Below are 19,025 nucleotides of genomic sequence, written 5' to 3'. Positions count from 1 at the left end.
GGTTTTTCGGGAGTGATGATTGTGATAACTCAGGAATTTGCCAAGCTGTGGTGGAAATTATCCAAAGATTTGCGCACGCATATGGAAACGGAGCTTGCTCCGACGCTGACGGAAGGGCAGCTTACGGTGCTCGAAAGGCTGCTGGGTTCCGAGCAGGACCGGATGAAGCCTTCGGATTTCATCGAGTATTTGGCGACGACGCCCGCGGCGATTACGACGCTGCTTGACCGGATGGAAAAGAGCGGGTTAATCGCAAGGGAGCGGGACGAGAAGGACCGCCGTATCGTGTGGGTATTGGTAACGGAGAAGGGGCGCTTCGAATGCGAACGCGGCGTGCAAATCCGCGAACGGTTTTTGCAGCAATATTTGAGCCGAATTTCCTCACACAATCAGCAATTGCTTGTATATTTGCTGGGCAAGGTTGCCAATGCTTAACGTTTTGGCAAACTAAAAATACGAAAATATGTTCTCATTTATCATGGCGTATGGTATAATGTGGATGCAATAGGGAAAGGCACTCAAGGACGGTTGGCACACCCCTGCCATTGATGGGTTCGCATAAGCGAATCCGGAAGGAGGTGATGCCATGGAAGTAAAGGATGCCGTAACGTTGATGTTCATGTTCGGCATGTTTATTCTCGCTTTACTTTCCTACTTAAAAAAGAAGTAGACCTCCCTTGAGCCTTGGAACCCGAGAGGTCTACCGCTTGGTTATTCCTTGCGCCGATCGCCTTGAGGGCAATCTTATTGTAGCGAGGTCGCGGATGCTGGAACATTCGCGGCCTTTCTGTTTTGCAGGCAATAACTTTTTTTGTAAATCCATCATATCATATTCCCGCTTGCTTTGAAAAGACGTTCGGAGATTTTGTACAACCTTGTCGGATGACGGCGCCAGGTCTTTTTCCAACTTTCGTCACATATGCGCGAACGCTGCTCATAGACTTATATACTGGGGCGAACGAACGTCGACGGATTTGATTCGGAAGCAAAGGAGTGTGTTCGATGGATAGACGACCTTCGGGGCATCGCGTATTTGTGCATGTGCCGCAGCCGATAAGGGAGGATGGGGCAGGCGCGGACGATCCCGGGCCGCGGGATGTGCTGCGGGATCTGGAGAATCCGAACATGCTGGTTCCTCCGGTAACCGATGCCGGAACGGTACCCAATCTGAAGTTTTCATTCTCCGATACCCATATGCGGCTCGAGCATGGCGGATGGTCCCGGGAAGTTACGGTAAGAGAACTGCCCATCTCAACCACGATCGCGGGGGTCAACATGCGGTTGACACCGGGAGGCGTACGGGAGCTGCATTGGCACAAGGAGGCGGAGTGGGCGTTCGTCATGATCGGCAGGGCGCGGATCACTGCGGTCGATCAGAACGGACGGAATTTTATTGCCGATGTAGGCGTCGGAGACCTGTGGTACTTTCCTCCTGGTATCCCGCATTCGATCCAGGGGCTGGAGGAAGGCTGCGAGTTTCTGCTCGTGTTCGATAACGGCAACTTCACCGAAAATGATACGTTCACGATCTCCGATTGGCTGGCGCACACGCCAAAGGACGTGCTGGCCGCGAACTTCGGCGTGCCCGAAAGTGCCTTCGCGCATATCCCGATGCATCAGCGCTACATGTTTCAAGCGCCGGTGCCGGGTCCGATCCCCACTCAGCAGGTTCCCGATCCGTACGGCACTGTCCCGCAGAGCTTCACGTACAGACTGCTTGCGCAGGAGCCGATCCGGACGCCGGGCGGAACGGCGCGGATCGTGGATTCCTGCAATTTTCCCGTTTCCGTGGCTATTGCCGCCGCGCTCGTGGAAATTGAACCGGGAGGAATGCGGGAGCTGCACTGGCACCCGAACAGCGATGAATGGCAGTACTACCTTACGGGTCAGGGCCGGATGACCGCATTTGCCTCTAATGGCACGGCCCGCACGTTCGACTATAGAGCCGGGGACGTAGGCTACGTGCCTGCCGCTTTCGGCCACTATATCCAGAATACCGGCAGCGACACATTGTGGTTTCTGGAAATGTTTAAGAGTTCGCGCTTCGCCGACGTGTCGCTCAATCAATGGATGGCGCTGACTCCGAGTGAGCTGATCCAGGACACCTTGTACGTCGGTCCGGAGCTGCTGGGCGCGCTGCGAAAAGAAAAGTGGCCGGTCGTCAAATACCCGAGGTCTTAAGCGTTCGGCTGTATGGCGCCCCAGAGGTTACCGCTCGGATCGTAAAACTTCAGTACCCAACCGAACCCTTCGTCCTTGTAAAAAGCAATTCGCGCGCCTATCCCCTTAAGCCTGTCGTGAAGAGCATGAATATCCGATGTGCGATACAGCAGCACCGGCATCGTTTCTCCACGGACTGTGAAATTGGCGTGCGTTTCCTCCGGGGTTTCCCACAGCATTAGCATAGGACCGGAAGACAAGGTCAAGAAGGCGTGCCTTCCCGCCGTTTGGCCTTCCAAGCGGAATCCGAGATGAAGCGTGTACCATTGAATCGCTTCCTCCACGTTGCGGACGGGGATTTGCATATGCTCCAAACGTTCTAGCATCGGATAAAGAAGCCTCCTCAGGACCGGTGTGCGACTGGAAGTCACCTAGTCTTATAAATTGGAATATCGTGTCATTATGATAACAAACATTCGTTCTTAGGGAAATAAGCTTCTCTATTTAACGGAAGTAAAACTAACGTAGGATAAAGCGCCCACCCGGATGGGTCGGCAGATTCATTTTTTGCATGAAAAGAAGGAAATGCATTCCATCTATCGAAGTTCATGCTCCTGTATGCTCTACCTTACATACTTACAAGCAGGAGGAACGCTATGAAGAAGAAAAACACCATGATGACGATGGCGCTGCTTGCCGGTTTAACGGCGGTGAACGTCATCCCGGCAAGCGCCGTACCTCAAGCGTATGCGGCGAATTACGATAAGGCACTCATTCAGGAGGTTGAGGAGCGGTACGAACGGCTGGAATCGAAATACCGGGGGATGTACGAGGAAGACAAAAAGAAATCGACCGATGCTTACAACGCTTTCTATGAGCAAATTCATGGCGAACAACGCACATTCGATAAGCTGATCGAAGAGGACCTCGATTATTTGACGACGCTGTTGGATAAGGATTATAAAAGTCTGGCCGAACAATACAGCGGCAGCAGCTATCGCGATGCCTTAAGCGCATACAAGCGGGAAATCAACCCGAATTACTCGTCCGGGGCGCTGTGGAAATATGCAACGGGCAATAACGAGAACTATTCGTCGAGCACGCATTGGAACTTCGCCACGCAAATTAATGAAAATTACAGCTCCTCGCTGATGTGGAAATATCATAACGAGAATAATCCGAACTATTCGGGAAGCACCATGTGGGACTTTTCCAATGAAATGAACCCGAACTACTCCGGAAGCAAGATGGGGGAGCTTCGCAACGAATCGAATGAGAACTATTCCGGGGGCACGATGAACAAGTATCGTCACGGCAGCTTATCACGGGCAGATGCGGAGGAAAAAATCAATAAAATCTTGACCGATGGCGAAAAAGACCTGCAAGAGATCCGCGACAAAGCCGTCGCTTCGTTGGAGAAAACGCAAAAGAATACCATTCAAGAGCTGACGGCGCTGCGCGATACGACGGTGAAGAAGGTGCTGCGCCAGCGCGCCGAGTCCCTCGAGGAAATTATGGCGCTCCGCAAGCGGCATTTTGGTGCAGGGCTGGAGATCAAGCCACTCTACATCAGCTTCGATGCCATCAAGGTGATGATTGACGGGGAGCTTCAAACCTTCGAGCAGCCTCCGGTCAACAAAGACGGCAGCGTACTGGTGCCAATGCGGGCGATTTTCGAGCGGCTTGGCGCTGTAATTTCCTGGACCGAGGCCGAGCGCTCGGTGACGGCGATCAAAGGTGACACGACGATTTACCTGCAAATCGGCAGCACGCAGCCGACGGTGAACGGGACCCCGAAGCCGCTGGAAGTTCCGGCGCAGCTCGTCAATTCCAGCACAATGGTGCCGGTGCGCTTCATCAGCGAGGCCCTTGGCAGCGAAGTGAGCTGGGACCAGGCGGCCCAGACGGTGTATATTAAGACTAAATAAAGGCCCTAAATCCAAAAAGCAAAACCTCCGACACCACCTGAATTGTGGTTTCGGAGGTTTTATCGCGTTCAAAAGGGTTATACGGCCCCTGCGGCCTTCAGGTCCCAGAGCAGCCAGGGAAAGGCTCCCGGCGGCTCCGACGTGAAGCGGAGCGCTTCCTGCGTGACCGGGTGCGTGAATTCGAGCAGGGTGGACCACAGCGCGATCTGCTGACCGGGCTTCGCCTGAGCACCGCCGTACCGCTGGTCGCCTACGAGCGGGCAGCCGATGGCCGCGAACTGGACGCGGATTTGGTGCGGCCGTCCGGTGTGCAGCTCGACCTGTACGAGTGACAAGCCGTCCCGGCCGGACAGAACGCGGTAATCGAGTACCGCCTCCTTGGCGCCGGTCTTCGAGGCGGGAACGACGGATACCATATTGGTCTTGGTATCTTTCAGCAAATGATGCCGCAGCGTTCCTTGAGGCTCTTTGGGCCGCCCGTTCACGACGGCGGTGTACACCTTGCGGATCGCACGCGTACGGACTGCATCGGAGAGCCGGGAGGCTGCCTTGGAGGTTTTGGCGAATACCATGACGCCTCCTACCGGACGGTCGAGCCGATGAACCAAACCGAGATACACGTTGCCAGGCTTCCGGTGCCGCTCCTTGAGATCGGCTTTGATCAGCGTCAGCAGGTCGGGGTCCCGGGACGCGTCCTCCTGCGTCGGAACGTTCGGCGGCTTAACGACGACGATAACGTGATTGTCCTCGTAGAGCACCGGCACGTGCGGGTGAGAGCGGCCCATATGTTACGCCTCCCAGCGGCCGAGGATGCCGCACGGCAGCGTCAGCTTCGAGGCCGTAATCGGCAGGCCGATCTCGCCGCATGTGATCGTTCCGCCATGGGTCCGGCCGAGCGACAAGGCAAGAACGTTGTGGAGCACCGTGGCAGAGATACCCGTCGTGTAGGAATTGATGAGGAAAAACAAAGGCTTGTCAGTCAAAATGCTCATGCACGTTTCCACAAACGGATACAGGTTCGTCTCCAGCTTCCAGGTTTCGCCGTTCGGTCCGCGTCCGTACGATGGCGGGTCCATAATAATGGCGTCGTATTTGCTGCCGCGTCGCTGCTCGCGTTGGACGAATTTGAACACGTCGTCCGTAATGAAGCGCACCGGACGGTCCCCGAGGCCGGACAGCTGCAGGTTCTCTTTCGCCCACTGCACGACGCCCTTGGATGCGTCGACATGGCATACCTCGGCGCCCGCCGAAGCGCACGCGACAGAAGCGCCGCCGGTATAAGCGAACAGATTCAGCACGCGGATCGGCCGGCCGGCGCTGCGGATTTTATCCATCATCCAGCTCCAGTTGATGGCTTGCTCCGGGAACAGGCCGGTGTGCTTGAAGCTGGTCGGTTTAATATGAAACGACAGCCCGCGGTACGAGATCGTCCAGCGCTCGGGAATGTCCTTTCGGTATTCCCAACTGCCGCCGCCGCTGGAGCTGCGATGGTAATGAGCGTCGGCTCCGCGCCATACGCCTGTCTCCTTGGGCAGCGGCCAAATAATCTGCGGATCGGGACGCCGTAGGACGATGCTGCCCCAGCGTTCGAGCTTCTCGCCGCCTCCGGTGTCGATCAATTCGTAATCTTTCCAATCTTGTGCTGCAAACATAAGTAGCGACCATCCTTTAATTTGATTTCCAGTCTCAGCATTGCCCATTCGGCAGAGCCGTTATTCTTCAACATTTTACACGATTCCGGCAGACGAATCCATCGGCCGGACGCAAAAAAACCGGAGACGCTCCGAAAGAGCGCTCCGGCTTGTACATCATGGTGCAAAATGGTGCGAATTTTTTTCGTATAGATGTATTACTTTGATTTAGGCAGATCCAGTTTCTCGACCAATCCCGGCAGCTCCTGCTCCATAAACGTACGGTAGGCTTTGGTCATCGCGTCATTTTTAAGCTCGTCCTTCACTTTGTCGAACGGCTGCGTGGAGCGGGCTTCGACGCGCATGATATGATAGCCGAACTCCGTCTCGACCGGCTCGCTGATCTTGTTCAGCTCCAGCTCGACAGCCGCCTTCTTGAACGCGTCGGTCCAGCCCGTTACCGGCTCGTTCTCATACAGACCGCCCGAATCTTTGGAGCCCGGGTCATCGGTGTACTGCTTGGCCAGCGCGGCAAAATCCTCGCCGTTTTTCAGCTTCCCGGCGATGTCAAGCGCCAGCTTCTTGGCGTCGTCCTTCGAGCGCTCTTTGCCGGCGGAGTCCTCGAAGCCGATCAAAATATGCCGCACGGACGCTATCACGTATTCACCGGTTTTTGCAGCAATAGCTGCATCGTAGGTTTCTTTCAGCTTCGCGTCGGTCGCTTGGGCGGAGAGGGCCTCTCCGGCGGCGAGGTAGAGGCCGAGATAGTCGCGGACATCCTGCTCGCTCAATCCTTCCTTGGCCAGCAAGGAGGCAATGTCCTCCGTTTGGTGCAGTTCGATCAAATATTTTTTTATTTCCCCGTATTCTTTGTCGACTTCAGCGGGGAGGGCGGCTTTCTGCTCCGCGGTAATCCGCCCGGCTAACACTTTGTAGCCGATCATATGCTTCAGGAACTGTTCGTCAACCTCTCCGGTACTGTTTAGCAAGTGCAAGACCGAAGCGAACTTGTTGGCCTCGCCCCATGTAATCTGGCCGCCCTTGTAAGTTGCGACGACGGCGTTCGGATCGCCTTTCTTGCCGACCCAGATCGTCCCGCTGCCTTCGTCCCAGCTTACTTCCTTGCCGAGCGCTTCGCTGACGAACCGGAGCGGCACGTAGGTGGTGCCGTTATAGATGAAACCTTGCCCCTGCTCGGCGGTCGGTTTTTTCTCTACACCGTCGAACATATATTTGAGCTGCTTAAAATATACCTCAATTTGAGTGCCGCTCGCATAGGCGACCGATCCCGTCAGCATGACGCCCAGCGATAGGCCCAGCGCCAAACCTTTCAGCTTGTCATTCATACATTAATCCATCCTCTCTCTTTGGGTGTGACTTACTACTTCCACAAAGGGAAGCAAAATCCTTTTTTTCATCTTTTTCGGATTGCCATTGTTTTTGCCAAATTCTGAATTCACGAAGAATTTGCACTTTTCAGACAGGAATTTATTCAAGCGCGTAGTATTTGTGTAAGTAGAGACAGAAACAATCATCGAAAAGGGGGATGAACGGAACGTGATGAGCTTGATCCCCGGTCCGGAGGACTTGTATCTGTTCCACGAAGGCAATTTATTCCGAAGCTACCGGATGCTTGGCGCCCATCTGGCCGAGTTGGAGGGGGAATGCGGCGTCCGCTTCGCCGTCTGGGCCCCTCACGCCCGCGAAGTCCGGGTAGTCGGCGACTTCAATTGCTGGGACGGCTCGGGTCATGCGATGCAAAAGGTCAGCACCTGGGGCGTCTGGTCGTTGTTCGTGCCCGACGTCCGGGAAGGAGAGTACTACAAGTACGAAATCGTCACCTCTGCCGGAACGCTGCTGTATAAAGCCGATCCGTATGCGTTCTGGTCCGAGCTCAAGCCGGGAACGGCTTCGCGCATCTGCTCCCTGGACGGCTACGAATGGACCGACCGGGAATGGCAATCACGCAAAGCGTCCCAATCCGTCTACCGCTCCCCGTTAAACATCTATGAAGTGCATCTCGGCACCTGGAAAAAGAAGCCTGACGGTGCCTACTATTCCTACCGCGAACTCGCAAGCGAACTGGTCGATTACGTGAAAGAGATGGGGTACACCCATATCGAGCTGCTTCCGCTTGCCGAACATCCTTACGACCGGTCCTGGGGTTACCAGGCAACCGGCTACTATTCGGTTACCAGCCGCTTTGGCACGCCGAAAGATTTCATGTATTTCGTCGACAGCTGCCACCGGGCGGGGATTGGCGTCATTATGGACTGGGTGCCGGGCCATTTCGTCAAAGACGAGCACGGTCTGCGGCAGTTCGACGGCCAGCCGCTATATGAACACAGCGATCCCGCCTTAGCCGAGAAGCCCGAATGGGGCACGCTCGCCTTCGATTTTTCCAAGCCGGAAGTCGTCAGCTTCCTGATCTCGAACGCGCTGTTCTGGATGGATATGTACCATATTGACGGACTGCGAGTCGATGCGGTCGCGAGCCTCCTTTATCTGAATTTCGGCAAGCCGCGCGAGCAGTGGATCAAGAACGTCGACGGGGGAGATGAGAATCCCGACGCGATCGCTTTATTGAAAAAGTTGAACCGCACGGTATTCGCTTGTTATCCCGATGCGCTAATGATGGCCGAAGATTCGACCGCCTGGCCGCTCGTGACGGCGCCGGTCGACGCCGGGGGCCTCGGGTTCAACTACAAGTGGAACATGGGCTGGATGAACGACATGCTGAAATACATGGAGACGGACCCGTATTTTCGCCCCGGAAGCCACGGGCTGCTGACGTTCAGCTTCATGTACGCCTTCTCCGAAAATTATGTGCTGCCGCTGTCGCACGACGAAGTGGTGCACGGCAAAAAATCGCTGCTCAACAAAATGCCTGGGGACTACTGGCGCAAGTTCGCGAATTTACGGGTGCTTTTCGGCTATATGATGGGCCATCCGGGCAAAAAGCTGCTGTTCATGGGCGGCGAATTCGGACAGTTCGACGAATGGAAGGACCTGGAGGATCTGGATTGGGAGATGCTCGGTTACGATAGTCACCGCAGCATGCACCGGTACGTCCGGGACCTGAACCAACTGTATCTGCGCGAGCCGGCGCTGTGGGAGCTGGACCATCAACCCGAGGGGTTCGCCTGGATCGATCCCCACGACCAGCGCCAAAGCGTGACGACGTTTATGCGCAGTTCCGGAAATCCGGAGGACGTGCTGGTGATCGTCTGCAACTTTACGCCCGTGTATCATGCAAAGTACCGGATCGGAGTACCGTTCGCAGGAGAGTACGTGGAGCTGTTCAACAGCGACGCAGGTGAATACGGCGGCTCCGGCAAGCTGAACGAGGGCGTGCTGCGGACGGAAGACATTCCGTGGCACGACCGGCAGGACAGCCTGCATATTTCGCTGCCTCCGCTGGCAGCCGTCATCTTCAAGCCAGTCAAAATCAAACGCAAGCGTACCAATGCGACTACGAGGAGGGGGAAAGCCGATGCGTAAAAAAGAGTGTGTGGCGATGCTGCTGGCCGGCGGGGAAGGAAGGCGTCTGGGCGTCCTGACCAGCAAGCTGGCGAAGCCTGCGGTTCATTTTGGCGGCAAATACCGGATCATCGATTTTACCCTCAGCAACTGCACGAATTCGGGCATCGATACGGTCGGCGTTCTGACGCAGTACCAACCTCTCGTGCTGAACACGTATATCGGAATCGGAACGCCGTGGGATTTGGACCGCAAGAGCGGCGGTGTGACCGTGCTGCCCCCTTATATGGAGCAAAGCGGCGGCGATTGGTACAAGGGAACGGCGAACGCGATCTACCGCAACATTTCGTTCATCGAGCAGTACGACCCGGAATACGTGCTGGTCATCTCCGGCGACCATATTTACAAGATGGATTACGACCGGATGCTCGATTTCCATAAAAGCAAAGCGGCGGACTGCACGATCGCCGTCATCGAGGTGAAGTGGGAGGAAGCGAGCCGCTTCGGCCTGATGAGCACGGATGACGAGAACCGGATCACCGAGTTCGCCGAGAAGCCGAAGGAGCCGAAGAGCAACCTGGCTTCAATGGGCATCTATATTTTCAATTGGCAGGCGCTCAAGGAATACTTGATCAAGGATGAAGCCGACCCCGAATCAAGCAAGGATTTCGGCAAAGACGTCATTCCGCTGATGCTGCGCGACGAGCGGCCGCTTTTTGCGTATCCGTTCGAAGGCTATTGGAAGGATGTCGGGACGATCCAGAGCTTGTGGGAAGCCAATATGGACCTGCTGGAGGATGAGCCCGAATTCAACCTGAACGACCGGGAGTGGCGCATTTATTCGGTCAATCCGTGCCAACCTGGGCAGTACGTGGCCCCGACGGCGCAGGTGCGGCGGTCGTTGATCAACGAAGGCTGCTGCGTGTTCGGCGAAGTCGATCATTCCGTGCTGTTCTACGGCGTGCAGGTCGGCGAGGACAGCGTCATCCGGGACTCCGTCATTATGCCGAACGTGACGATTGGCAGCAACGTGAGCATCCATAAGGCAATTATCGGCGAAGGAACGGTTGTGGAAGACGGGTGCGTCATCGGGCAACCGGACGGGGACGGCGGCGGGGATATCGTATTGATCGGCAGCAACGAGCGTATCGGCAGGACCACTAGTGCCTCTGTGAAAGGGTGAAGCCGCATGAAGCGAATGATGGGCGTAATCAATCTTGTCAACGAGCGGGACGATTTGGAGGAACTGACCTACTCCCGGTGCGTCGCGTCGGTGCCGTTCGGCGCCAGGTACCGGATGATCGATTTTGCGTTGTCCAATATGGTGAACTCGGGCATTGAGAATGTCGCCGTATTCACGCAGCATAAATACCGGTCTCTGATGGACCATCTCGGATCTGGAAAAGAATGGGACCTGGACCGCAAGCGCGGCGGATTGTTCATCCTGCCCGCCGTCCTTCACGGGGATACCGGACTTGCGCGAGGCGACCTGTTCCAGTTCTACAGCCACCGCGATTACTTTTACCGCGGGCGGCAGGATTACGTGATCATCTCGCGCAGCCATATCGTCTGCAATATCGACTACAATGCCGTGTTAGATTACCATTTGGAGAAGGGCGCCGACATCACGGTTGTCTACAAAAAGTCGGACAATGACGAATGCGCCTCCTTCCGCCGGATGGCCATCAAAGAAGACGGCCGAGTCACGCTGATCGAGGACCATTCGGGACGGCTGCGCACCGACAACGTGTCGATGGAAATGTACGTCATGAGCAAGGAGCTGCTGCTCGATATGGTCGAATCGTGCCTCGCTCAAGGTTATGATCATCTCGTCCGCGACGGGATTATGAAGAACGTCGACAAGCTGGGCGTTTACGGCTACCTTCACGAAGGCCATACTGGCATAGTGAACACGATCCAAAGCTACTACAAGCACAGCATGCAATTGCTGAATCCGAAAATATGGCGCGAGCTGTTCTTCCAGAAGAACCTGATCTACACCAAGGTCAAAGACGAACCGCCGGCCCGTTACGCCGAGAACGCCCATGCCCGCAACTCGCTGATCGCCAACGGCAGTATCATCGAAGGCAAGGTGGAGAACAGCATCTTGTTCCGCGGGGTCAAAATCCGCAAGGGCGCATATGTCAAAAACAGCATCATTCTGCAAAACTGCGAGATCGAAGAAAATGTCATTATCGAGAACGCGATCTTGGACAAAGACGTATTTATCAGCCGCGGCCGCGTGCTGACCGGCGATAAGCAAGCGCCGTTTATCGCTTCGAAGACGAAGGTGATTTAAGATATATCGGTGAAAAACAAGCGGCGCGGGCGGAATCGTTCCGGAGAAACGTCAGGCCGGGGTGGAGCGGCGATCGGAAGACAGGTCCGCTCGCGAAGCGGTTTGTTGATTTACCGGATTTTAAAAGGAGGGAGAGGAAGCCATGAAAGTGTTATTTGCCGCGTCAGAAGCCGTACCTTTTGTCAAGACGGGAGGACTTGCCGATGTCATCGGCTCACTGCCCAAGGAGCTGGCGAAGCAGGGAATCGACGTCCGGGTCATCCTGCCCAAGTACGAGGACATTCCGGCACGTTTCACGGAACAGATGGAAACCGTCGCTTCCTTTACTCTCCAGATGGGCTGGAGAAACTTATACTGCGGCATCCAAAAGCTGGAGCATGAGGGGATCACGTTTTATTTTGTCGACAACGAATATTATTTCCGGCGCAAAGGCTGCTACGGCTACGGTGACGATGCGGAACGATTCGCCTTTTACTGCCGCGCCGTGCTTGACGCTCTGCCGCATATCGATTTTATGCCGGACCTGCTTCACTGCCACGACTGGCAGGCCGGCATGATTCCGGTGCTGTATAAGGCGCATTTCAGCGATCAGCCGCTGTACTCCCATCTTAAAACGATCGTTACGATTCATAACCTGAAATATCAGGGCGTCTTCGGCAAGGAGCAGTTCCAGGACTTTTTTGCCCTGGGCGAAGAGCATCTGCACGGGTATGCGCTGGAGATGCACGACGGGGCGAGCTTCCTGAAGGGCGGCTTGCTGTACTCGGATTATATTACGACCGTCAGCCCGACGTATGCGGAAGAAATTCAGACGCCGTATTACGGGGAACATCTCGACGGGCTGCTGCGCAGCCAAAGCGGCCGACTGCAAGGCATTTTGAACGGGATCGATTACGAGGAATTCGACCCGATGACGGACCCGCATTTAGAGATCAACTATCGGGATTCTTGTGCGAAGAAGCAGGAGAACAAGCTAAAGCTGCAGGAGCGGCTGGGCCTGCCTGTCGACAAGGACGTGCCGTTGATCGCACTGGTGACGCGCTTGGTCGATCAGAAGGGGCTTGCGCTCATCGACCGGGTAATCGCCGAGCTGATGGCGCTTGACGCGCAGTGGGTCGTACTGGGCACCGGAGAGCCGCGGTTCGAGGAGCTGTTCCGCTGGGCCGCAGGGGCGTTTCCGGACAAGCTGTCGGCGCAAATTTTGTTCGACGAAGCGCTGGCCCGCCAAATATATGCCGGGTCGGATCTGTTCTTGATGCCCTCGCTGTTCGAGCCGTGCGGCATCGGCCAACTGATTGCGATGCGATACCGCTCCGTCCCGATCGTCCGCGAAACCGGCGGGCTTCGGGATACCGTGACGCCCTATGACGAAACGACCGGGGAAGGGACCGGCTTCAGCTTTACGAATTATAACGCCCATGACATGCTGTACACGATCGAACGCGCCGTCCGGCTATATCGAGAGCCGGAAGTGTGGACGAATCTGATGAACAACATCAAGAAAAAAGATTTCAGCTGGCGCAGATCGGCTCAGCAATATGCCGACTTGTACCGTCAATTGGCGGCGGCATCCGAAGCTGGACAGTGAGCGAACCAGCATCTTATCCAAATGGAGCGAAGGCCGGGCAGCGCCTTGCATGTGCGCGTACCCGGCCTTCTTTTTTTTAGCTTAGGCGCCGTCAGGCCCCTCTTCATAGTACATGGTCTCCTTGTTAAAGGAGCGGTTAATCGCCAGAAAGGCGTGCAGCAGTTCGAACAGCTCGGCTTGGTTCAGCACCAACGCCGGCCTGCCTTCAGACCCTGCCGTGTCCGAAACCTGAAACAGGATCGACTTGTACGTCGGATTCATCCGAATCTCGAACTGATCTTTTTTTAGCACGCTTTCCCACATCGTCTCATCCAACCCTTTCGCTTTCGATGGTCGCCCCACGAATGGAACGCTGTTTCCTACGATATGCGCCGTGCTGCGGATGTATTCCTGCTAGATTCTCGGTAAAGCTTTTACTCCCGCCGCGCTTCAAAAAAATAATTCTTGACGAAAACGAATAGACGAGTAAAATTTTTAGTATAGAATTATTTTAATTTGAATAGTATTTTTTACGGCTATTTTTTTACTCCAAAAGTTGCACTTGGACAACAAATTTAGCCCGGGACATGAATGTTAGATGATGACATCATTTTTTGACTGGGGCATCTTGTTGCTGGAATATATACAGATTGAGGTGTAGAACATGAACGAAGAACTGGGAGTACAAACGAGAATCGAACAAAGCCCGAGAACCAAAAGCAAAGAGCGTACGGAGAACGGCAGCGGCTGGAGATTGGAAAGAACACAGCATTCGCTGCCTGAAGTATACCGTTCCTTGAAAATCCCGAAGAGCGGAAGCTGGATCAAAAAGTTTCTGGCCTTTGCGGGGCCTGGTTATTTAGTTGCTGTAGGGTATATGGACCCGGGGAACTGGGCTACGGATATTGCCGGAGGTTCCTTGTTCGGCTACTCGCTGCTATCGGTAATATTGATCTCGAATCTGATGGCGATCCTGCTGCAGGCGCTTGCCGGGAAGCTTGGAATCGTCACCGGGCGGGATCTTGCTCAAGCGTGCCGCGACCACTACAGCAAGCCGGTCTCGATGATGCTGTGGGTGCTGTGCGAGCTGGCCATTGCGGCGTGCGATCTGGCCGAGGTCATCGGCTCCGCCATCGCGCTGCAGCTGCTGTTCGGCATCCCGCTGCTGTACGGGGTCATGATCACCGTGCTGGACGTACTGCTCGTGCTGCTGCTGCAAAACAAGGGCTTCCGTTATATTGAAACGTTGGTTATCGTGCTGATCGCGACGATCGGCGCCTGCTTCGCGGTCGAAATCTTTTTGTCCAAGCCGGATATCGGCGGCATCGCCCGCGGGTTCGTTCCGACGGCGGAGATTATGACCAATCCGGCAATGCTGTACATTGCCATCGGTATTTTGGGCGCGACCGTTATGCCACATAACCTCTACCTTCATTCGTCCGTCGTTCAGACGCGCCAATTCGAGCAGACGACGGCCGGGAAGCGGCAGGCGATCAAATACTCCACTTGGGACTCGACCATCGCTTTGTTTTTCGCGTTATTCATTAATGCGGCGATTCTGATCTTGTCGGCTGCGACCTTTCACCGGGCAGGCTTAACCGAAGTGGCGGAAATCAACGACGCTTATCAACTGCTGACACCGCTGCTGGGAACCGCCCTCGGAAGTATTTTATTCGGCGTAGCGCTTCTGGCTTCGGGGCAAAATTCGACGTTAACCGGGACGCTGGCCGGACAGATCGTCATGGAAGGTTTCCTCAACTTCCGGATGCCTTCATGGCTGCGCCGCTTGATCACGCGGCTGATCGCGATCATTCCTGCCGTCATCGTCACGGCTATTGCGGGAGAGAGCGGGACGGCTAAGCTGCTCATTCTCAGTCAGGTGATCTTATCTTTCCAACTGTCGTTCGCCGTCATTCCTCTCGTTAAGTTTACGAGCGACAAGAAAAAAATGGGCGAGTTCGTCAACGCTCCGTGGCTGACGGTATTATCGTGGATCGTGGCGATCTTTATCGCCGTCCTGAACATTTACCTGCTCTTCGAAACGTTCGCGGGCTGACCGCCTGGGAATGGGATGGAAATTGGATGCTCTACATTACGCTCCGATTGGTTCTTTTATACCGGCGCATTTTCCTGTATAGTGGAAAGAATATTGAATTTTCGATGGCAGGAGCTGGGACAAAGGATGATCAAGATTGTTTCTCTCAATGTAGGCAAACCGCAATCCGTTCCGTTTGAGAAAAAGGAAGTGTCCACGGGCATTAACAAGCAGCCGGTCGAGGGCGAGGTGTTCCTGTCTTCCCTGAATTTCGACGGGGACGGACAGGCGGATCTCGTGCATCACGGGGGCATTGACAAAGCGGTGTGCGTCTATCCTTACGAGCATTATGCTTATTGGTCCAAACAGCTCGGAAGAGAGCTGCAGTACGGCGCATTCGGAGAAAATCTGACGACGCAGGGCTTGCTGGAAGACGATCTTTGTATCGGGGATACGTTTCGGGTGGGCGGCGCCGTTCTGCAAGTGAGCCAGCCGCGGCAGCCTTGCTTCAAGCTGTCGGTCAAATACGGCGTGCCCAAGCTGCCGCTCTGGGTGCAGAACACCGGCTATACCGGCTATTACTTCCGGGTGCTGCAGGAAGGGAACGTCGCGGCAGGGGACGAGCTAATTTTGCTGGAGCGTCATCCGCACGGCAGAACGGTGACGTTCGCCAACCGCATTATGCATCATGGGAAGAACAACGCAGAAGGAATGCGCGACATGCTGGCCGTTGATCAACTGGCCGACAGCTGGCGCAAAACGTTCGAGAAACGACTGGGCGGCATCGAAACCGATACGAAGGCACGGTTGACCGGTCAAGCCTAAAGAGCAGGATCGGATCCTTCGGCTTCATAGAAAAAGGACGTGTCCACATGTTATCAAAACATGGGGCACGCCCTTTTTGCGATTCAGACTACAGCCATGTGGTTTTATCCGCGAACGGCGTGCGTTTCGTCGGCGCGGCTTCGCCTTCGGGGTAGCCGACGCAAAGCGTGGCTATGATTTTTTGCCCTTCCGTTGCGCCTACAAAACGGTGAAGCCGTTCGTCCCGGACCAAGCCGACGCCCCGGGTTCTCCAAACCATCCCAAGGCCAAGCTCGCCGGCCGCCAGCCACATGGAATGGATGGCGCAGGCGACGGCGTATTCGTTGTCCTCGGACGCTTCCGCATCGCCCGGCACGACGTCCGACGCGACAATAATAAGAAGCGGCGTGTTCTGGACCGCCGTCATGGAAGCTTCGATCAGCTCCGGTTTCGTAGGGAACCGCTCCTGCAGGAATGCAAGCGCCAGCTCCGTGTAGCGTTCCTTGGCTTCACCGCGCACCACATAGAAGTGCCACGGCTCCCGAAGCCGGTCGTTCGGCGCCGAAGTTGCGGCCTCCAGCAGCTTTTCGATCTTTTCCGTTTCGACTTCGCGGGCTTGAAAATTGCGCACGGCTCTACGGCGGCGCAGTGCTTCCGCAATCGTATGATTCATGAATTCCGCTCCTCCATACCAGTCCGATAAATAATGAAATGAATGATCAACGATTATTGTATGCTTTTTCCGGCATGTTTTCAATCCGCAGCGACGGCTCTACCCGGTTGCCCCGGTCAAGGTCCAATGCTACAATGAGAGGACCATAAGTTCCGTTAGGCAGTGAAAAAAGGTGGCTGGCAGCTTGAACATCCTTGGAAATTTGTACTTCATGCTTTCGTTTATCAACATCATGTTTGCGTTTGCCGTCATCTTCCTGGAGCGACGAAATATCGGAGTTACGTGGGCGTGGCTGATGGTCCTGCTGTTTTTGCCGGGGATCGGATTCGTCGCCTATTTGCTATTCGGGCAAAACCTCAGCAAGCGCAAAATTTATAAAGCGCAGGAAGCACAGCTGCACAACATGGCGCTGCTGGTCCAGAAGCAGATTGAAGCGGTCGCCATGCGCCGGATTGAATACCACGATCCGGTCATGGAAGATTACCATGATATGATCTATATGAATTTGCAGAACGGCTACGCCTTCTTTACGCAGGATAACCGGATCGATATTTTTACGGAAGGCAACCGCAAATTCGACTCGCTCTTCGAGACGATCGCTGGGGCGAAGCATCACATTCATCTGATGTACTACATCGTCCGGGACGACGGATTGGGCCGGAGGCTGATTGCCGCGCTCAGCGAAAAGGCGAAGGAAGGCGTGCAGGTTCGTTTTTTATACGACGATATCGGGTGCGCGGGACTATCCAGGCATTTCTTCAAGCCGCTTCTGGAGGCGGGCGGTCAGGCTTCTGCCTTTTTCCCGTCCCGTATTCCGTATGTGAACATGCGGCTGAACTTCCGGAATCACCGGAAGCTGGCGATCATCGACGGAACGTGCGGGTACATCGGTGGCTTTAACGTCGGGGACGAGTATCTTGGGTTGGACTCGCGCTTCGGCCCGTGGCGGGATACGCATCTGCGAATTGAAGGCAGCTCCGTTCTTCAGATGCAGGCACAGTTCATTATGGATTGGAATTTGGCTTCACGAATCAAGCTGAACCCGATTGGGGAGTATTTTCCGCTGCCGCCTCACGAGGGGGACGCCGGGGTACAAATTTTGTCGAGCGGGCCCAACAATGACCGGGAGCAAATCAAGAACGCCTATATTAAGGTGATTAACTCCGCCAAGGAATCCGTTTATTTGCAGACGCCGTATTTCATTCCCGACGAAAGTCTGCTGAATGCGTTGAAGATGGCCGCGTTGTCCGGGGTCGACATCAAAATTATGCTTCCTGCCGTACCCGATCATAAAATCGTGTATTGGGCATCGTTCTCGTATTTGGGCGATCTGCTCGATGTCGGCGTCAAGTGTTACTTGTATCACCGGGGCTTCATTCATGCCAAGACGATTGTAGCCGACGGCAAAGTCGGTTCGGTCGGAACGGCCAATATCGATATCCGCAGCTTCAAGCTCAATTTTGAAGTCAATGCTTTAATCTACGGGGGAAATACCGCGTCCAAGCTGAAAAACATATTTGAGCACGATTTGAAGCACAGCACGGAATTGACGCTGGAGCGGTATTACAGCCGTCCGCGCTTTCACCGCGCACGTGAGTCAGTCACCCGGCTGCTGTCGCCGATCTTGTAGGTCGCAATCCTGCCGTCCGTGTCGCTGAGACGCCATCAATTCCCTCGCATAGCCTCGCCTCCCGATTTTCACAATAGGGAGGAGGAGGGATTGCATGGGCAAATCGTGGCAAAGAATCGTATGGACGCTATCCGTCTTGCTGTTCGTTTCTGGAGCGGCTGCTTCCTGCAGTCAACCGCAGCCGAAAAGCCGGATCAACTCGAACGTGCCGGGTGGACAAGCGGCCTTGCCGCCCACGCCGGACAACGGCGTACGCATGAAGGAAGCCGGCGGCGCCAAATCGTGGCGCGCAACGGCCGATGCCATTATCGCGGAAGGCGTCAAGTATATGGGGACTCCTTACGTCTATGGGACGGAACGGTTCGAAGACAAGGCGTTCGATTGCTCGTCCTACGTTCAATATTTGTACGGTCACCACAGGATCTCTCTGGGCTACAACGCCAGAGAGCAAGCGGTTCAGGGAAAAGAGATTACGTTTATGAACATGCGGCGGGGGGACTTGATGTTTTTCTCGGACGAAGATTTTCCGAATGAAACGGGTCTCAATAAAGTCCGGCATGTGGGGATCTATATGGGGGAAGGAAAAATTCTTCATACGTATCAGCCCGGGATCGGCGTGGTGATCAGCAATATTCATAAGGACGAGAAAGAAGGAGAGTACTGGTACCAGCATTTCTTGTTCGCACGTCGGGTTATTCCGGATTCAAAATAGGAGATTATTTTTATTTTTGTTGAAAAAAATGAATATTTGTTCCATAATGAATAGCGAGGCCCGTCGGACGTCTTAACGTTGCGGCGGTGCAGCGCTATTTTTTTGT

General features: G+C 54.9%; 18 protein-coding genes. 12 read left to right on the top strand and 6 right to left on the bottom strand.

Annotation, left to right across the window (positions count from 1 at the left end; all coding sequences use genetic code 11):
- The first annotated feature begins 15 nt into the window (after positions 1–15).
- The 3 genes from NI000_RS07270 to NI000_RS07260 all read left to right on the top strand — a co-directional run bounded on the left by NI000_RS07270 (position 16) and on the right by NI000_RS07260 (position 2,181).
- The gene (locus NI000_RS07270) at positions 16–435 is read left to right on the top strand and encodes a MarR family winged helix-turn-helix transcriptional regulator (RefSeq protein WP_253409134.1); all 420 of its coding nucleotides are present in this window, start codon (positions 16–18) and stop codon (positions 433–435) included.
- A gap of 151 nt (positions 436–586) precedes the next feature.
- A complete protein-coding gene (locus NI000_RS36715) occupies positions 587–670 on the top strand; it encodes a putative holin-like toxin (protein WP_220389023.1) in 84 nt (27 codons plus the stop codon).
- 332 nt (positions 671–1,002) lie between these two features.
- Complete coding sequence (locus tag NI000_RS07260) at positions 1,003–2,181, top strand: oxalate decarboxylase family bicupin (RefSeq protein ID WP_253409132.1); 1,179 nt, start codon at positions 1,003–1,005, stop codon at positions 2,179–2,181.
- Here NI000_RS07260 and NI000_RS07255 read toward each other — a convergent pair.
- A complete protein-coding gene (locus tag NI000_RS07255; RefSeq protein ID WP_253409130.1) occupies positions 2,178–2,546 on the bottom strand; it encodes a VOC family protein in 369 nt (122 codons plus the stop codon). The genes NI000_RS07260 and NI000_RS07255 overlap by 4 nt on opposite strands.
- A gap of 270 nt (positions 2,547–2,816) precedes the next feature.
- Between NI000_RS07255 and NI000_RS07250 the strand changes: the two genes are divergently transcribed.
- Entirely contained in the window at positions 2,817–4,088 is a 1,272-nt protein-coding gene (locus NI000_RS07250) for a copper amine oxidase N-terminal domain-containing protein (RefSeq protein ID WP_253409129.1), read from the top strand.
- A gap of 77 nt (positions 4,089–4,165) precedes the next feature.
- Here the strand turns inward: NI000_RS07250 and NI000_RS07245 are convergent, their stop codons facing one another.
- From NI000_RS07245 to NI000_RS07235, 3 genes are all read right to left on the bottom strand, one after another.
- Entirely contained in the window at positions 4,166–4,873 is a 708-nt protein-coding gene (locus NI000_RS07245; protein ID WP_253409127.1) for an RluA family pseudouridine synthase, read from the bottom strand.
- A gap of 3 nt (positions 4,874–4,876) precedes the next feature.
- Positions 4,877–5,740, bottom strand: coding sequence for a class I SAM-dependent methyltransferase (locus NI000_RS07240; protein ID WP_253409125.1), 864 nt, complete (start codon positions 5,738–5,740; stop codon positions 4,877–4,879).
- A gap of 197 nt (positions 5,741–5,937) precedes the next feature.
- Positions 5,938–7,065, bottom strand: a complete 1,128-nt coding sequence (locus NI000_RS07235) for a peptidylprolyl isomerase (protein ID WP_253409123.1) — start codon at positions 7,063–7,065, stop codon at positions 5,938–5,940.
- A gap of 214 nt (positions 7,066–7,279) precedes the next feature.
- Between NI000_RS07235 and glgB the strand changes: the two genes are divergently transcribed.
- The 4 genes from glgB to glgA all read left to right on the top strand — a co-directional run bounded on the left by glgB (position 7,280) and on the right by glgA (position 13,086).
- Positions 7,280–9,220, top strand: coding sequence for a 1,4-alpha-glucan branching protein GlgB (gene glgB, locus NI000_RS07230; RefSeq protein WP_253409603.1), 1,941 nt, complete (start codon positions 7,280–7,282; stop codon positions 9,218–9,220).
- Positions 9,213–10,382, top strand: a complete 1,170-nt coding sequence (locus tag NI000_RS07225) for a glucose-1-phosphate adenylyltransferase (protein WP_253409121.1) — start codon at positions 9,213–9,215, stop codon at positions 10,380–10,382. Before glgB ends, NI000_RS07225 begins: the two co-directional genes overlap by 8 nt.
- A 6-nt stretch (positions 10,383–10,388) precedes the next feature.
- On the top strand, positions 10,389–11,498 hold the full coding sequence (gene glgD / locus NI000_RS07220) for a glucose-1-phosphate adenylyltransferase subunit GlgD (protein ID WP_253409119.1): 1,110 nt from the start codon (positions 10,389–10,391) through the stop codon (positions 11,496–11,498).
- Positions 11,499–11,640: 142 nt separating this feature from the next.
- On the top strand, positions 11,641–13,086 hold the full coding sequence (glgA, locus tag NI000_RS07215) for a glycogen synthase GlgA (protein ID WP_253409117.1): 1,446 nt from the start codon (positions 11,641–11,643) through the stop codon (positions 13,084–13,086).
- An 81-nt stretch (positions 13,087–13,167) separates the two neighbouring features.
- Here glgA and NI000_RS07210 read toward each other — a convergent pair whose 3' ends face one another.
- Positions 13,168–13,377, bottom strand: coding sequence for a hypothetical protein (locus NI000_RS07210; RefSeq protein WP_253409115.1), 210 nt, complete (start codon positions 13,375–13,377; stop codon positions 13,168–13,170).
- A gap of 352 nt (positions 13,378–13,729) precedes the next feature.
- Here NI000_RS07210 and NI000_RS07205 point away from each other — a divergent pair, with 352 nt between their 5' ends.
- Positions 13,730–15,121, top strand: a complete 1,392-nt coding sequence (locus tag NI000_RS07205; RefSeq protein ID WP_301292378.1) for an Nramp family divalent metal transporter — start codon at positions 13,730–13,732, stop codon at positions 15,119–15,121.
- A 126-nt stretch (positions 15,122–15,247) separates the two neighbouring features.
- Positions 15,248–15,925 carry an MOSC domain-containing protein gene (locus tag NI000_RS07200; RefSeq protein ID WP_253409113.1) on the top strand — a complete coding sequence of 226 codons (678 nt, stop codon included), beginning with the start codon at positions 15,248–15,250 and terminating at the stop codon, positions 15,923–15,925.
- Between the two features lie 88 nt (positions 15,926–16,013).
- Here NI000_RS07200 and NI000_RS07195 read toward each other — a convergent pair whose 3' ends face one another.
- Complete coding sequence (locus tag NI000_RS07195; protein WP_253409111.1) at positions 16,014–16,577, bottom strand: nitroreductase family protein; 564 nt, start codon at positions 16,575–16,577, stop codon at positions 16,014–16,016.
- Positions 16,578–16,788: 211 nt separating this feature from the next.
- Between NI000_RS07195 and cls the strand changes: the two genes are divergently transcribed.
- On the top strand, positions 16,789–18,207 hold the full coding sequence (gene cls / locus NI000_RS07190) for a cardiolipin synthase (protein ID WP_375540957.1): 1,419 nt from the start codon (positions 16,789–16,791) through the stop codon (positions 18,205–18,207).
- Positions 18,208–18,301: 94 nt separating this feature from the next.
- Entirely contained in the window at positions 18,302–18,919 is a 618-nt protein-coding gene (locus tag NI000_RS07185; RefSeq protein WP_253409107.1) for a C40 family peptidase, read from the top strand.
- Positions 18,920–19,025 lie beyond the last annotated feature (106 nt).

The sequence above is a fragment of the Paenibacillus tyrphae genome, assembly GCF_024158745.1.
In the GTDB taxonomy this organism is placed as follows: domain Bacteria; phylum Bacillota; class Bacilli; order Paenibacillales; family NBRC-103111; genus Paenibacillus_G; species Paenibacillus_G tyrfis_A.
This window is presented reverse-complemented; position numbering and strand designations above follow the sequence as displayed.

Excerpts from the sequence above, each read along its gene's own strand:
- NI000_RS07270 (WP_253409134.1), top strand. The coding sequence starts at position 16 with ATGATTGTGATAACTCAGGAATTTGCCAAGCTGTGGTGGAAATTATCC.
- NI000_RS36715 (WP_220389023.1), top strand. The coding sequence starts at position 587 with ATGGAAGTAAAGGATGCCGTAACGTTGATGTTCATGTTCGGCATGTTT.
- NI000_RS07260 (WP_253409132.1), top strand. The coding sequence starts at position 1,003 with ATGGATAGACGACCTTCGGGGCATCGCGTATTTGTGCATGTGCCGCAG.
- NI000_RS07255 (WP_253409130.1), bottom strand. The coding sequence starts at position 2,546 with ATGCTAGAACGTTTGGAGCATATGCAAATCCCCGTCCGCAACGTGGAG.
- NI000_RS07250 (WP_253409129.1), top strand. The coding sequence starts at position 2,817 with ATGAAGAAGAAAAACACCATGATGACGATGGCGCTGCTTGCCGGTTTA.
- NI000_RS07245 (WP_253409127.1), bottom strand. The coding sequence starts at position 4,873 with ATGGGCCGCTCTCACCCGCACGTGCCGGTGCTCTACGAGGACAATCAC.
- NI000_RS07240 (WP_253409125.1), bottom strand. The coding sequence starts at position 5,740 with ATGTTTGCAGCACAAGATTGGAAAGATTACGAATTGATCGACACCGGA.
- NI000_RS07235 (WP_253409123.1), bottom strand. The coding sequence starts at position 7,065 with ATGAATGACAAGCTGAAAGGTTTGGCGCTGGGCCTATCGCTGGGCGTC.
- glgB (WP_253409603.1), top strand. The coding sequence starts at position 7,280 with ATGAGCTTGATCCCCGGTCCGGAGGACTTGTATCTGTTCCACGAAGGC.
- NI000_RS07225 (WP_253409121.1), top strand. The coding sequence starts at position 9,213 with ATGCGTAAAAAAGAGTGTGTGGCGATGCTGCTGGCCGGCGGGGAAGGA.
- glgD (WP_253409119.1), top strand. The coding sequence starts at position 10,389 with ATGAAGCGAATGATGGGCGTAATCAATCTTGTCAACGAGCGGGACGAT.
- glgA (WP_253409117.1), top strand. The coding sequence starts at position 11,641 with ATGAAAGTGTTATTTGCCGCGTCAGAAGCCGTACCTTTTGTCAAGACG.
- NI000_RS07205 (WP_301292378.1), top strand. The coding sequence starts at position 13,730 with ATGAACGAAGAACTGGGAGTACAAACGAGAATCGAACAAAGCCCGAGA.
- NI000_RS07200 (WP_253409113.1), top strand. The coding sequence starts at position 15,248 with ATGATCAAGATTGTTTCTCTCAATGTAGGCAAACCGCAATCCGTTCCG.
- NI000_RS07195 (WP_253409111.1), bottom strand. The coding sequence starts at position 16,577 with ATGAATCATACGATTGCGGAAGCACTGCGCCGCCGTAGAGCCGTGCGC.
- cls (WP_375540957.1), top strand. The coding sequence starts at position 16,789 with ATGCTTTCGTTTATCAACATCATGTTTGCGTTTGCCGTCATCTTCCTG.
- NI000_RS07185 (WP_253409107.1), top strand. The coding sequence starts at position 18,302 with ATGGGCAAATCGTGGCAAAGAATCGTATGGACGCTATCCGTCTTGCTG.